The sequence below is a fragment of the Gemmatimonadota bacterium genome (genome assembly GCA_009838845.1).
Lineage (GTDB): Bacteria > Latescibacterota > UBA2968 > UBA2968 > UBA2968 > VXRD01.
Window position 1 is genome coordinate 1 of sequence record VXRD01000015.1, and the last position, 14,506, is coordinate 14,506.

The following is a 14,506-nucleotide window of genomic DNA, read 5'->3' on the forward strand; positions in this document are numbered from 1 at the left end:
CCCACATCTCGTGCAATCTGATCACTATTGGGCAAATCGGGATTCTTATCGGCAATAATTTTTTGCGTCAACTCAATCGCGCGATTCAGCACATCTTCCAAAAAAACCACATTGCCCCTGCGCGTTGAAGCCCCACTGCCATCTTTGAATCGCAGCCGTCCAAATTGCACATGCGCGCATTTTTCTCGCCAATCGTATTCCATCAATTCCAACACCTGAAACAACTGGCGAAAATACAGCGATTGCGCCACATCCACCACATAGAGCAATTTTTCAAAGCGATATGTTTCCCACCGATACTCCAGCGCGGCCAAATCGCGCGTACCGTACAATGTCGCATCGTCGCTTCGCAATGCGATCAAAGGCGGCATATCCCATTTTTCCAAATCCACAATAGTCGCGCCTTCACTCTCGGTCAGCAACCCCTTTACCCGCAAGCGATCCAATGTCGCGGGCATCTTATCCTGATAAAAACTCTCGCCAGCAATCGACTCAAATCCAATACCCAGCATATCGTAAACGCGGTCAAACTCCTTAAAACTCACATCCACGCACACCTGCCACATCCGCACGGCTTCTTCATCGCCGTCTTCGAGGCGGCGAAACCAATCGCGGGCTTCCTGTTCGAGTTCGGGATTGTCTTCAATCTCCTCGTTAATGCGAACATAGAGTTCAAGCAACTTCTGAATAGTAATATCCGCCGTCAATTCGCCCTCACCCCAGTAATTCCACGCCAGAATCAATTTCGCAAACTGGGATCCCCAATCGCCCAGATGATTCACCCCAATCACTTCATAGCCCAATGCCCGATAAATATTTCGCAAAGCATTGCCAATCACCGTTGACCGCAGATGGTGAATGCCAAATGGCTTGGCAATATTGGGATGCGAAAAATCGATCACAACCGTCTTTCCAGCACCGTGATCTCCACGCCCGTAATCCGCACCCTGTTCGAGAATCGCCGAGAGTGTCTCCCCCGCCAAATTGGTCTTCGGCACAAAAAAATTGAGATACGGACCTGCTGGACGCACCTCGGAAATTCGATCACCTGTCGCAATTTGTGCAGATAGCTCTTCGGCAATCAGATGGGGTGCTTTGCGAAAAATTTTAGCCAGCGCAAAACACGGCAAAGCATAATCGCCCATCTCGGGTTTTGGCGGCGTTTCGATCAGCGCCCTCACATCGCCACAAGACATCTCAGTTGCTTTTGACACCTGCAATACAATTTCTTCGACAAAAGGATTGACCATAAAAGACTACCTCTCCTCCAGTTCCCTATTTCAAAATATCCAAATCCAAAATTTTCTGTACATCGGCCTTCACTTGTGCGGGCACGCGAAACCGATAGCTCTTTCGTTGAGAAATGAGTTCCAAATCCCGCTCGGTACGCCACACATATCTCGAAAATCGCTGCCAGGGCATGTAGCGCATGCCCATCAGCAATCCGCGCGTGCTCATGGTCACGCGAATGGTAGCATACGCGATATAAAAAAATTCGAGAGAAAGCAAAAAACCGAATAATTGCGGCACAAATCCCACGCCATCTGAGATCGCGGCTCCCCGAAACAACACAATACCCCCCGTCACAATCAAAAGCACATCCCATCGCTTCTGCAAAAAAACCACCACAGGCTCTTGTGCATTGGACACATGACGTCGCAATCGCCAATACGCCACAATAGACGCGCCCAATAAAATGGGAGCGAGAATCAACACGATTTGTATAAGTGTCAAAGGCATGTTACGATTTCGACGCCAGATAAATGGTTGCAATCCCAAAGCTCAACCGAACCGCCTGTATATCGGCAAATCCCGCATCGAATAACCGCCCGCAAAAATCGGCACCTTCGGGAAAATGCATCACAGATTCATACAAATAGCGGTAGGCATTCGGGTCGCGGGAGATCATGTGTCCAATACGAGGCAAAATACGCTGAAAATAAAAATTGTAAAGGCCGCGGAACACAGGGGTTCGCGGCCTTGAAAACTCCAGCACAGCCACGCGCCCACCCACCTTGAGCACGCGGCACATCTCGCTCAGGGCCGTTTCCAACTCGGCCACGTTGCGAATGCCAAATCCGATTGTCACGCCGTCAAATGTCCCCTCACAAAAGGGGAGACTCTCCCCATCGCCACACAAAAACGCGACCGGATTTGCTCGCGACTCATTTTTTTTTGTACCCTCACGCAACATCGGCACCGAAGGATCGACGCCGATCACCTGAATATCGCCAGCGCGCTTACCGCATTCAAACCCCAAATCGCCCGTGCCCGTAGCCAGGTCCAAAATTCGCCAGTTCGGCCCAGGTTGCAATCGGTCAATCGTCTTTTTTCGCCACAAAATATCAATGCCCAGGCTCAACAGGTGGTTGAGCAAATCGTATCTGCGGGCAATCCCGTCAAACATCTGCCGCACAAAAGCGCGCTTGGCTTCTGGTTTGAGCAACACATCGCGCGCAATACCCGCAGGGGCTTTAGGGCTATCCCTGTGCTCACCTCTCATTTTTTGTGCCGACCCGTTTGACAACGACATTTTTCATCACATCGGTCGGTGGCTCAACACCCGTCCAGATCGCAAAAGACCGCGCCCCTTGAAAGACCAGCATATCCAGCCCTCCAAAAGCAGGCGCACCAACCGATTGGAACGCGCGCATCAACTGCGTTTCCAGTGGATTGAACACCGTATCGTAGAGCACCAGATCCGGATGGACAGCGCGCACATCGTCAAGAGGCGAGGCATTGACCTCGGGATACATCCCCAGCGAAGTGGTATTCACAACCACGCCCGCATCGGCAAACGCCCTGCATTGCGCATCGACATCCAGCGCACCCACATCCATTTTTGTACCTGTTATTCTTTCCATATCCACTGCCAGAGCCTCGGCTCGCTCGACCGTGCGATTCAAAATCGACACCCGCTGCACCCCATCTTGCGTCCCCAGCGCATACGTCACAGCGCGGGCAGCCCCACCAGCACCAAGCACCACGCAATGCGCGGGAAATGCTTCAATCCCCGCAATATCGCGCAATGCCGTCAAGACGCCATAGACATCCGTATTGTATCCGACCAGCTCATCGTCTTCACGCGAAATGGTATTAACCGCACCCACAGCCAGCGCTTCTTCTGAAATGCGATCCAGGTGTTCCATCACCGCCAGCTTGTGCGGAATAGTCACATTTAACCCGCGAATATTCAGTCCGCGCAACCCCTTCATCGCCTCGCCCACCCGGTCGGGCAACACGTGAAAAGCCACATAACAATAATCCACATCTAATGCGGCGATTGCGGCATTGTGCATATCGGGAGAAAACGAATGAGCCACCGGGTCGCCAATAACACCCAGCACCTGACTTGTCGCGCGAATATTCATTAAGACCTTCGACTGCCATCCAGCAAATCATTTACAAACTCGTCAGCAATATCAAAACTTTCCTTCCACGAGCAGTTGTATGTATAGCGTATAAATGCCACACCGCCCAGGATCATCAAAATCGCAAATAGCGCGAGCTTAAAAAGTATCTTCATATTTTCACCTCTTTTGGTTGAACAACAGTAGATAAACAGGCAAATAACCCGGCGAAATCACGACACATATCACCCGTATTTGACACCCGGGTTTCGCCCTCGGCTATCAATCCCGCCAGTGTAAAGGTCAATCCCGTGAGGGCATCGCCGCCAGCATCGACCTCTATACCCTCAAGGCGCACAGGTCCCTGCACCACCAGGCCATCGGGCATTTCGCCTGCCTTAGCCCCCATTTGACGCAAATTTTGAATCGTCAGTGATAGGCGGTCAACCTCTCCCTGGCGCAAACCCTCTCCATCTCGAATAACCGTTTCACCCGCGGCTTGCGTGCCCATCACAGCGAGAAAAGGCACTTCACGAATAAATAGATCGGTTTGCTCGCCCCCTATACGCGTGCGCCGCAATTCAGACCCCTGGACTTTAATCGTACGCGTCACCTTAGACTTTGATCGCGTCACCTGAATGTCCAACTGTGCATTCAACCGCCGCAACAAATCCAATGCGCGGCGGGTCTTCCAATCGTCGCCCACGCAGTGAAGGGTTAAATCCGACTGCGATAACATCGCCGCAGCGCCGAGCAAATAAAGCGTGGTCTCAGGATCCCCCGGAACATCGCACTCACCAATAAGCCCACGCGCTTCCTTTACCTCATACATACTTACCCCTCTAACGCAACCGCACTTGATAACCTGCATCTCGCAAAATATCGACAGACTGATCGGCTTCCTCCTGCTGCCCAAACCCCATCCGAATCGTCCCCCCTTCGCCTTCGCGCACCTTCAGGACTTCAATATCTTCAATATTAATTCCTTCGGCAGATAAACGCGAGGCAACATCGGCAATCACACCGGGTTTGTCTTCCACCACCAGCAAAATTTCGTGAAGCGGATGCAAAAACCCCTTGGAATCTCTGGGAATCTCTCCGCGAATGCGATTCGCATAGTCAAAATCTTCTGATAGTGCCTCTCGATCCACCTTCTCTCGTATCGCCACAAGCGCGTCGAGATACGCATTGATCATCTCGCGAATAGGACCGGCATTCGTCTGACAAATATCTCGCCACATCGCAAACGGACTGGAGGCAATGCGCGTCAAATCGCGGAACCCACCCGCCGCCATTTGCAGGGGAAGGCCATCGGCCTCATTGAGCCTGCCCACCAATCCCACGAGTGTGGTAGCCATCATCTGCGGCAAATGGCTCACCGTTGCCGCGACCCGATCATGCGTCTCGGCCTCCATGCGCATAGAACGCGCACCAATGCATTGCACCAGTGCTGCAAGCGCATCCACAATTTCGTCGGAAACACCACTTGCGGGCGTAAGCACATAAAGCGCGTTTTCAAACAAAAAGGGATCGGCCGCGCCCACGCCGCTCTTTTCCGACCCCGCCATGGGATGCCCGCCCACAAAATGCACATCTTCACGCGCAACCTGTTCTGCACATGCGACAATCGCGCCCTTCGTACTGCCCACATCTGTAATAATACAACCCGGCGAGGCCGCTTTCACGACCGCGGGCAATTGCTCCAGAATACGCACAATGGGCGAACACAAAAATACCAGATCTGACCGCTTTACGCCATTGTCCATCGCGTCGTATTCATAACCACTGTCAATCACATCGAGCGCACGGGCCTCTCGCAGGGTCTCCGCGCGGCTAATACCAATAATCTCGCGCCCAATACCCAGTCGCTTAAACGCCAGCCCCAGCGACCCGCCAATCAACCCCACACCCACAATGGCAATCGCGGCATCTGTAAACGGAGGATCGTTCATACAAATAACCTGATACGATATAAAATACTAAACCAGACCCGCCAGATCCTTCACAAAAATTTCCGTATCTTCCCACCCCAGGCACGGGTCGGTAATCGACTTCCCAAATATCCCCTCTTCGGGTTTTTGCGCGCCCTCTTCCAGATAACTCTCCACCATCAACCCGCGCACCACATTGTGAAGCAGCGCGGAATGGCGGCGGCTGCGCATCACCTCCAGACCAATGCGCGGCTGTTCGGAAAACGTTTTATCTGAATTATTGTGATTGGTATCCACAATAATCGTCGGATTGCCCAACTTGCGCGTAAGATATTGCTCGGCAACATGCATCAAATCTTCGTAGTGATAATTGGGGATGCTTCGCCCATTATACGACATCCCGCGCAACACCGCATGCGTCAGCGGATTGCCCGACGTACTGACTTCCCAGCCATTGTGAAAAAATACATGCGGCATTTGCGCGGCATAAATGGCATTGAACATCACATCCAGATCGCCACCCGTTGGATTTTTCATGCCCGCGGGCACATCGACACCGCTAATGGTCAGGCGATGATTCTGATTTTCAACAGACCGCGCCCCCACGGCAATATAACTCAGCAAATCCTCTACATAAGGCAAATTCGAAGGGTAGAGCATCTCATCGGCAGCCGTCAAATGCGACTCGCGAAAAGCGCGAATCTGCATCTGCCGAATGGTCTTAATCCCAACAACCATATCGGGCATACCTTTGGGATCGGGCTGATGGGCCATGCCCTTATACCCTTCGCCAGTCGTGCGCGGCTTATTGGTATAAATCCGCGGCACGAGCACCAGCTTGTCCATCACCTGCTCTTGAAGCCGCGCCAGGCGATTCACATATTCACACACCGCATCGACATTGTGAGCCGAGCAAGGACCAATAACCAACAAAAACTTATCGCTCTTGCGCTCAAAAATAGCCCGAATCTCGGCATCGCGTTCTTCTTTTTTCACCTTCAAATCATCGGGCAGTGGCAAAACATCCTGGATTTCTTCAGCACTCGGAATGGGCTGAATCCGTTTGAAACTCATAATAATACCTTTTTTTTAAGACTCTGAATCTGCGCGATCTTCTTCCAACCGCAACGACTCATCGATAATCTGTCTAAAAATGCGTTGCGCAGCTTCGTGACTCAAAGGACCGCTATTCAATTCGCGAATGCGGTTGAGAATCAGGGTTTCTCGTTCGGGGACATGAAAGGGCAACCCCTCGGCACACTTAATTTTTCCCACAGACAGAGCATACCGGGCACGCTCATTGAGCAACTCGAGAATCTGATCATCTAAGGCATCAATTTTCTCGCGCCAGAAATCCAGATTCCTCTCCATAACCTACACACCCTCTCTCAAAGGGCCGATCAAAGACCCGACAAACGCCCCCACCTTTGCGACCAGATCGGCCTCGTGTTGGTACTCGCCAATGCGGCGCACAATCGCGCTACCAACCACAACCGCATCGGCATATCGCGCAATTTCCGATACATGCTCGGGCGTTGAAATACCAAACCCAACGGCAATGGGCATATCTGTGTGCTGGCATATCGCAGACACCTTACTTTGAATTTCATCGGCCAGAGAATCGCGCTCTCCCGTCACCCCGGTACGAGACACATAATAGACAAAACCCCTCGTATGCGATGCAATCAGCTTCATCCGATCATCGCGCGTGGTAGGCGTCACGAGAAAAATCGTATCCAGCCCATACACATCCATCTGCGCCTTGTAATCGCTGCCCTCTTCCGGAGGCAGATCCAGCATCAGAACACCATCTACCCCCACATCTGCGGCGCGTTTTACAAAACGCTCCACACCGTATCGATGAATCGGATTATAATACGTAAACAGCACAATGGGTATTTCTGTCTCAGTCCGCACATCTGCGACCATAGACAACACGCCCTCGAGCGTTGCACCAGCGGCCAAAGCGCGTTGAGACGCCTCCTGAATCACGGGACCATCGGCCAGAGGATCTGAAAAGGGAACACCCAATTCCAGAACATCCACACCTCGCCGATCCAATTCCAACACCACCTGATGCGTGGTATTTAAATCCGGATCACCCGCCGTAATATACGCGACAAAGCCCGTTCTGTCCGCTTTTCTCAAGTCTTCAAACCGCTGACCAATCCGCATCATCTCACTCCTTCGATAAACCGCGCCGCTTGCTGCACATCTTTGTCTCCTCGTCCAGATAAATTGACAACCACAATCTGATCTCGACTCATCTCGGGTGCCAACTTGCAAACATGGGCAATAGCGTGTGAACTCTCCAAAGCGGGAATAATCCCTTCGGTATGACTGAGCAACTCAAAAGCACTGAGTGCTTCCTCATCCGTCGCATACGTATAAGCCGTACGCGCCATATCTCGCAAATAACAATGCTCTGGCCCCACGCCCGAATAATCGAGACCAGCCGACACCGAATGCGTCAATGCGATTTGCCCATCATCATCTTGCAACACATAGATGCGCGCACCGTGCAAAACCCCCAAATCGCCGCCATTAAACCGCGCAGCGTGCTCGCCAGACTCAATACCGTGCCCTCCAGCCTCCACACCGATCATCTGGACATCGGCATCATCTAAGAAAGCGTGAAACAACCCGATAGAATTGCTACCCCCGCCCACACAGGCGACGAGTACATCGGGCAATCGGCCTTCTCTGTCTAAAATTTGAGCACGGGCTTCAACGCCAATAACCCGCTGAAAATCGCGCACGATCATCGGATACGGATGCGGTCCCAAAACCGAACCAAAAATGTAAAACGTATCCTCCACATTGGTCACCCAGTCGCGGATGGCCTCATTAATCGCATCCTTCAGGGTTTTGCTACCCGAATGGACACCCGTAACTTTCGCTCCCAGGAGCCGCATGCGAAACACATTGAGCGCTTGCCGTTCCATATCTTCAACACCCATGTAAATTTCGCATTTGAGACCGAACATCGCAGCCACAGTTGCCGTTGCCACGCCGTGTTGCCCGGCACCGGTCTCGGCAATAATCCGCGTTTTGCCCATTCGGTTGGCGAGCAAAATCTGCCCCATGGCGTGATTGATCTTATGCGCCCCCGTATGGGCGAGGTCTTCGCGCTTGAGATAAATTTTAGGACCGCCGAGTTCTTCTGTCAACCGCTCGGCAAAATAAAGCGGCGTGGGCCGCCCGACATACTCGCCCAAATATCGATCCAGTTCAGCCCAAAACCCGGGGTCGCGCTTTGCCTCCCGATAAGCCGCCTCAAGGTCTTCCAACAGCGCCATAAGCGTCTCGGGTACATATTGCCCACCATAAGGCCCAAAATGCCCGCGCGCATCGGGCAAATCACTCGCGTTTACAGCCATATTGTATATCCTCTTAAATATCCCCAACGACCTGATCGTAAAATGCCAGATACTGATCGCAGTCATCACCATCGAGCAATGCCATTGCCTCGCGGGGATGCTGGTTGTGCTGACCCGTGATATTATAGGGAACCAGAGGTCCCCACGTCATTTCGCGGCGCAACTTGACAAAATGATCTTCCAGCAACTTATAGACGGGACGGATTTTAAACTTGGGATTCCGCAAAAAACCGAGCAACAATTCCATGGGACAATTGCCCGCACCGCGACCCAATCCATCCACAGTAGCATCGACCCGATTGGCCCCCAAAATAATGGCCTCAATAGTATTGGCAAATGCCAGTTGCTGGTTATTGTGCGCGTGAATACCCACCTCTTTACCCGAACCCTTGGTCGCCTCCATGTATTTTCGCACCAGCATATCGACCTGCTCGCGATACAGCGCACCGAAACTATCCACCACGCAAATCGTGCCCACAGGGGTTTCCATCAGCACCTCTAACGCCTGATCAATCTCGACATCTTGCACCTTCGAAATCGCCATAATATTACAACTCGTTTCATACCCCTTCTCGTGGGCATCGAGCAACATTTCGACAGTCTCGGGAATCTGCTCGACATAACACGCCACGCGCACCATATCGACCACGCTCTCGCTGGATGGCAGAATATCTTCGGCCCAATCGCTCTTGCCCGCATCCGCCATAATTGCGAGTTTCATCCCCGTCGCTTCGGGATCGTGATCCCCGGTAATTTTGCGAATATCCTCTTCATCGCTGTGGCGGAATGCACCAAAATCTCTTTTGGGGAACATCTCCTTGGAGTTTCGGTACCCAATTTCCATATAATCAACACCTGCCGCGACACATGTTTCATACACGGCCTTCACAAAGTCATCATCAAAATGATGGTCATTCATCAAACCGCCATCGCGGATCGTACAATCGAGTACCTTGAGTTCCGGACGGTAGGTAATCCAGGGGGCTTTCATAAAAAATCCTTCCTTTGGGTTAAATAGTTAGTAAACAATCTACATGCACAATCACGCCGGCCAACTCACCAAAAAGTAGCTGCGTTTGCCGCGGCGAATCACCAGATATTTTCCAGCCAGTCTTTCGGACGGCTTTAAGACATGACTCATATCTGTACAGCGTTCTCCATTAATATAAATAGCACCGGTCCTAATATCTTCGCGCGCCTGTCGTCTGGACGAAGAAATTCGCGCATCCACGAGCAAATCTATCAAGACCACTTCATCAACACCTTTGAGCGTGTAAGACAGCACATCGCTAAACCCTTCTGCGATCTCCTGTTCATTCAAATCCCGCAAATTGCCGTAAAACAGCGCCTCGGAAATATGCACGGCGCGATCTTTTGCGGCTGCACCGTGGATAAAAGTCGTCACCTCTTCGGCCAGCACGCGTTGCGCCTCGCGCTTTTCGGGTCGCGCCTCCACCTCTCGTTCCAATTCCTCTATGCGTTCACGGCTCAAAAAAGTGAACAACTTCAAAAATTTCACCACATCGCGATCTGCTACATTCACCCAAAACTGATAAAATTGATAGGGCGATGTCTTCTCGGGATCGAGCCATAACGTACCCGTCTCGGTCTTGCCAAACTTTGTCCCATCCGATTTTTCCAGCAACGGGAAAGTCAACCCATACACAGTCTTATTGAGCACGCGCCGACACAACTCTATACCCGCCGTAATATTGCCCCACTGATCGCTACCCCCAATCTGAAGCTCACAGCCATACTCCCGGTTCAACGCCATAAAATCATACGCCTGCAAAACCATATAACTAAATTCGGTAAACGAAATCCCGGTCGAAAGACGCGACGACACCGACTCTTTGCCCAGCATATATCCCATTGAAAAGTGTTTGCCCACATCGCGCAAAAATTCAATCGTACGCAACTCTGAAAGCCAGGTATAATTGCTCACCATCAGCGCCGGATTGTGCCCGGCCTCAAAATCCAGATACTTTTCCAATTGCGCGCGCTGGCTCTCGGTATATGCCTGCACCACCTCCAGAGAATTCAACTGTCGCTCTTCTGCTTTCCCGCTCGGATCGCCGATCAATCCCGTGCCACCGCCCACGAGTGCAATGGGCTTGTGCCCCGCATCTTGAAAGCGACGCAATCCCATAATGGGAACCAGACTGCCCGCATGCAGACTATCGGCAGTGGGGTCAAATCCGCAATACAATGTCATCTGCCCCTCTGCCAAACGCCTGCGGAGCTTATCCTCATCTGTCATCTGAAAAATATAGCCACGAAATGCCAAATCGTCTAACACATCCACGTTTTTATCTCCATATTTACATCACGCCTTTGCGCGCGCCAAAAAATCTCGTACTTTTTTGTGATCCTTCTTCCCTGGCTCAGCTTCTACGCCACTACTCGTATCCACCGCATAGGGACCAACTCGCTCAATCGCCTCCTGAACATTATCCGGATTTAACCCACCAGCAAGAATAATGCGCCCATACTCTTTTGCCTCCACCGCCTTTGTCCAGTCAAATATCTCCCCCGTACCGCCGTAAAAACCCGCTCTCTCTGTATCCAATAAGAATGTATTGACCAGATACGACCCCATCGTCTGCACATCAAAATCGCGTCCCACGCGAAGCGCGCGAATCACCGGCACCGCATGCCCCAGACATGCTTCGGGAGGCTCATCCCCGTGCAATTGAATCGCCCGCAGCCCCGCCAACTTCACGGCAACGTCAATCTCTCGTTCCGATGCATTCACAAACACCCCTACGGGAGTCACAAATGGCGGCAAATCAAAAACAATTTCTCCGGCTTTCTCGGGCGCGATATAGCGAAGGCTCTTCTCGTAAAAATTAAACCCCAGAGCATCTGCGCCATTATCAACCGCACACAACGCATCATCCCGATTTGTAACACCGCAAATTTTAGCTCGCGCCATACCCCATCAGCTCCTGCAACTTAACGGCAATATCCGGTTCGCGCATCAAACTCTCGCCCACCAGCACGGCATCTGCGCCCGAATCTCGAAGCGCGACAACATCCTCGCGCGTATAAATACCGCTCTCACTCACCTTCAACACATCATCGGGAATATGATCAATCAACCCATAAGTCGTATCCAGAGACGTATCAAAAGTCTTCAAATTCCGATTGTTAATCCCAATAATCTCTGCACCCGCATCGAGTGCGACCATCAGTTCTTCTCTCTCGTGCACCTCCACCAGCGCATCCAGCCCCAATGCCCGACTCGTCGCTATAAATGGGGACAATTCTTCTGGCGTGAAAATCGATACAATCAACAACACAGCCGAAGCCCCAATCGCGCGCGCCTCGTAAATCTGATAGGGATCAACCGTAAAATCCTTTCGCAAAATGGGCCGATCAACAACTGTTGAAATCTGAGTCAAATAATCTGCCGACCCCTGAAAAAATTTCTCATCCGTCAATACCGAAATCGCCGAAGCTCCATTTTCCACATAAATTTTCGCAATGCCCACTGCGTCAAAATCCCCGCGTATCACACCCTTAGAGGGCGATGCCTTTTTTACCTCGGCGATCACAGCAATATCATCCCCATCTACCAGCCCATCAAAAAACGAAGGCGGTTCCGGCGCATCCTCGGCCAACTGCGCCATCTCCTCAAACGGCGTCTGCCCCATACACCCGGCGAGAAATTCGCGTTTATACGCCACAATTTTGTCGAGAATATTGCCAGCCATAAAGTCCCACCATCCTCAGACAGTGCTAAAGCCAGGACCGCGGGTCTGGAACAGACACCCATCCATTTTCGCGCACAGCCTGCAACCCCGCAATACCGGGCAGTGTCATATCCAGCGCCTGCATCAAATCTACCGGCGGTGGCGATCCAATCGCAACCGCCCGCACAAAATCCAGAACAATGAGCATACTCGTTTTGCCGTGCCCTGCACCGAGCGCGCTCGAAAACTGGGGCAACTCGGGATGGCAACATTCTTCTCGCGTCACCTGCTCCTTATTCCCCACCGAATAATAACACACCGTTCGGGCTTCGCGAAATCGCCCCGTCTCGAAAGAACCCTCATCGCCATAAAAACTCAAAAAATGGCTCATCCCATGCACATTCTGAAACGAATTGGTCAACCTGAACACCGCACCTTCTTCGGTTCGAAACAAAGCCGTCTGTACCCAATCTGCTTCATACCCTTCTAAAAACTCATCTCGTCCTGAAGCCGAAACAGCCATGACCTCAACCAGACGATCGCCCGTCATATTCAAATACGGCGACGTCCCATGTGTCGGATAAAGAAGGGGTTGTAAACTATTCCGCCAGGTCGGCCGCCTATCGGGATGTCGCCTCAACGCTTTTAGACCGTGAATATACTCGGCTTCGGCATAGTAAATACGCCCCAGCTTCCGCGCTTCATAAAGCGACCTGGCGCGCACCACACTGGGTTCATAGACCCAATTCTCAGCCATCATATAAATGCGGTCACTTTTTGAAATAACCTCGACCAGCGCCCTTGCCTCATCCATAGTCAGCGCAGCGGGCACGGCACACAAAACGTGCTTACCGGCCCGGATCGCTCGAATCACCTGTTCTGCATGAAGCGGCGCGGGAGTAAAAATAGCCACCGCATCAATCCGTTCATCAGCGACCAGATCATCAAAAGCCGCATAACAAACATCGACACCCAACTGCTCTTTTGCCTCGTCCAGTTTCTCCTGCTGGATGTCACAAACAGCGACCAACTCAGTCTCGGCATACGCATCAAACACCCGTGCCCAGGACATGCCAAATCGCAAACCAGCAACACCTACAGAAAGAGCCATTTTACCTCACTTCATCTCCAGAATCATTCCTGACTCGCCGCCACCAACCCCTCCAACTTCTCCAACGCCTTGCCCGAATCAATCACTTCAGCCGCGGCCTGCACGCCTTCCATCAAATCACGCGCCTTATCCCCCGCCACAATTGCCGCTGCCGCATTCAACAGCACAATATCTCGCCGAGGACCTTCTTCGCCATTCAGAATCGACCGCGTAATCTCCGCATTATAATCGGCATCCCCGCCTTTTAGCGCATCGGCTGGCGCCTGTATCAGCCCAAAGTCCCCAGGTGATACATCATAAGTCAAAACTGAGCCCTGCTTCAATTCGCTCACCCTCGTCGGACCCGTCAGCGTCATCTCATCCAAACCATCCGAACCGTGAACGACAAACGCGCGCTCCGCCCCCAGAGTCGCCAAAACACCTGCGAGTGTCTCGGTCAATGCCGCGCTGTACACACCGACCACCTGCCGCGTTGCGCCCGCCGGATTGCTCAGCGGTCCCAGCGCATTGAAAATTGTCCGCGCACCAATTTCCCGACGCGGCCCAATCGCGTATTTCATCGCCCCATGCAACGAAATGGCAAACAAAAACCCAATCCCCACATCGTCCAGACACCTGCTCACCGTCTCGGGCGATGCCTCAATATTCACACCCAATGCACTCAGCACATCCGCGCTACCACTTTGACTCGTTGCCGCGCGATTGCCGTGTTTGGCCACACACAAACCCGCCCCAGCCGCGACAAATGCCGCAGTTGTCGAAATATTAAACGTGCCCGAATGATCGCCCCCCGTACCACATGTATCGACAATCACATCGTGCTTTGTCGCAATAGGCGTTGCCTTCTCGCGCATCACAGACGCAGCCCCGGCAATCTCATCAACACACTCGCCCTTCACGCGCAACGCAATCAAAAACGCGCCGATCTGTGCATCCGTCGCCTCGCCCGACATAATCTGATTCATCACATCCGTCATCTCACCCCGGCTCAAATCCGCACCTTCGATCACTTTTGCAATCGCCTCTTGTATGTTCATAC

Annotated in this window: 16 protein-coding genes; all 16 read right to left on the bottom strand. The window is 52.1% G+C overall.

Annotated features, from left to right (window positions below):
- On the bottom strand, positions 1-1,250 hold a 1,250-nt coding region (gene argS / locus F4Y39_02195), incomplete at its 3' end, for an arginine--tRNA ligase (protein MYC12518.1).
- 25 nt (positions 1,251-1,275) lie between these two features.
- On the bottom strand, positions 1,276-1,740 hold the full coding sequence (locus F4Y39_02200) for a hypothetical protein (protein MYC12519.1): 465 nt from the start codon (positions 1,738-1,740) through the stop codon (positions 1,276-1,278).
- Between the two features lies 1 nt (position 1,741).
- Complete coding sequence (ubiE, locus tag F4Y39_02205; GenBank protein MYC12520.1) at positions 1,742-2,503, bottom strand: bifunctional demethylmenaquinone methyltransferase/2-methoxy-6-polyprenyl-1,4-benzoquinol methylase UbiE; 762 nt, start codon at positions 2,501-2,503, stop codon at positions 1,742-1,744.
- Positions 2,493-3,371 (bottom strand): shikimate dehydrogenase, encoded by an 879-nt coding sequence (aroE, locus tag F4Y39_02210; protein MYC12521.1) that lies wholly within the window; start codon positions 3,369-3,371, stop codon positions 2,493-2,495. Before aroE ends, ubiE begins: the two co-directional genes overlap by 11 nt.
- Before the next feature lie 151 nt (positions 3,372-3,522).
- Positions 3,523-4,221, bottom strand: coding sequence for a hypothetical protein (locus F4Y39_02215; protein ID MYC12522.1), 699 nt, complete (start codon positions 4,219-4,221; stop codon positions 3,523-3,525).
- Entirely contained in the window at positions 4,193-5,302 is a 1,110-nt protein-coding gene (locus F4Y39_02220; GenBank protein ID MYC12523.1) for a prephenate dehydrogenase, read from the bottom strand. Before F4Y39_02220 ends, F4Y39_02215 begins: the two co-directional genes overlap by 29 nt.
- Before the next feature lie 27 nt (positions 5,303-5,329).
- Positions 5,330-6,355 carry a 3-deoxy-7-phosphoheptulonate synthase gene (locus F4Y39_02225; GenBank protein ID MYC12524.1) on the bottom strand — a complete coding sequence of 342 codons (1,026 nt, stop codon included), beginning with the start codon at positions 6,353-6,355 and terminating at the stop codon, positions 5,330-5,332.
- A gap of 15 nt (positions 6,356-6,370) precedes the next feature.
- A complete protein-coding gene (gene pheA / locus F4Y39_02230; protein MYC12525.1) occupies positions 6,371-6,652 on the bottom strand; it encodes a chorismate mutase in 282 nt (93 codons plus the stop codon).
- Between the two features lie 3 nt (positions 6,653-6,655).
- Positions 6,656-7,459 carry a tryptophan synthase subunit alpha gene (locus F4Y39_02235; GenBank protein ID MYC12526.1) on the bottom strand — a complete coding sequence of 268 codons (804 nt, stop codon included), beginning with the start codon at positions 7,457-7,459 and terminating at the stop codon, positions 6,656-6,658.
- A complete protein-coding gene (gene trpB / locus F4Y39_02240) occupies positions 7,456-8,661 on the bottom strand; it encodes a tryptophan synthase subunit beta (protein ID MYC12527.1) in 1,206 nt (401 codons plus the stop codon). Before trpB ends, F4Y39_02235 begins: the two co-directional genes overlap by 4 nt.
- Positions 8,662-8,674: 13 nt before the next feature.
- A complete protein-coding gene (locus F4Y39_02245; GenBank protein MYC12528.1) occupies positions 8,675-9,652 on the bottom strand; it encodes a nucleoid-structuring protein H-NS in 978 nt (325 codons plus the stop codon).
- A gap of 51 nt (positions 9,653-9,703) precedes the next feature.
- Positions 9,704-10,966, bottom strand: a complete 1,263-nt coding sequence (locus F4Y39_02250; protein ID MYC12529.1) for a tyrosine--tRNA ligase — start codon at positions 10,964-10,966, stop codon at positions 9,704-9,706.
- Between the two features lie 21 nt (positions 10,967-10,987).
- Positions 10,988-11,596, bottom strand: coding sequence for a phosphoribosylanthranilate isomerase (locus F4Y39_02255; GenBank protein ID MYC12530.1), 609 nt, complete (start codon positions 11,594-11,596; stop codon positions 10,988-10,990).
- The gene (gene trpC / locus F4Y39_02260) at positions 11,583-12,377 is read right to left on the bottom strand and encodes an indole-3-glycerol phosphate synthase TrpC (protein MYC12531.1); all 795 of its coding nucleotides are present in this window, start codon (positions 12,375-12,377) and stop codon (positions 11,583-11,585) included. Before trpC ends, F4Y39_02255 begins: the two co-directional genes overlap by 14 nt.
- 25 nt (positions 12,378-12,402) lie before the next feature.
- Positions 12,403-13,467, bottom strand: coding sequence for a Gfo/Idh/MocA family oxidoreductase (locus F4Y39_02265; protein ID MYC12532.1), 1,065 nt, complete (start codon positions 13,465-13,467; stop codon positions 12,403-12,405).
- Between the two features lie 23 nt (positions 13,468-13,490).
- Complete coding sequence (gene trpD, locus F4Y39_02270; GenBank protein ID MYC12533.1) at positions 13,491-14,504, bottom strand: anthranilate phosphoribosyltransferase; 1,014 nt, start codon at positions 14,502-14,504, stop codon at positions 13,491-13,493.
- Between the last annotated feature and the right edge of the window lie 2 nt (positions 14,505-14,506).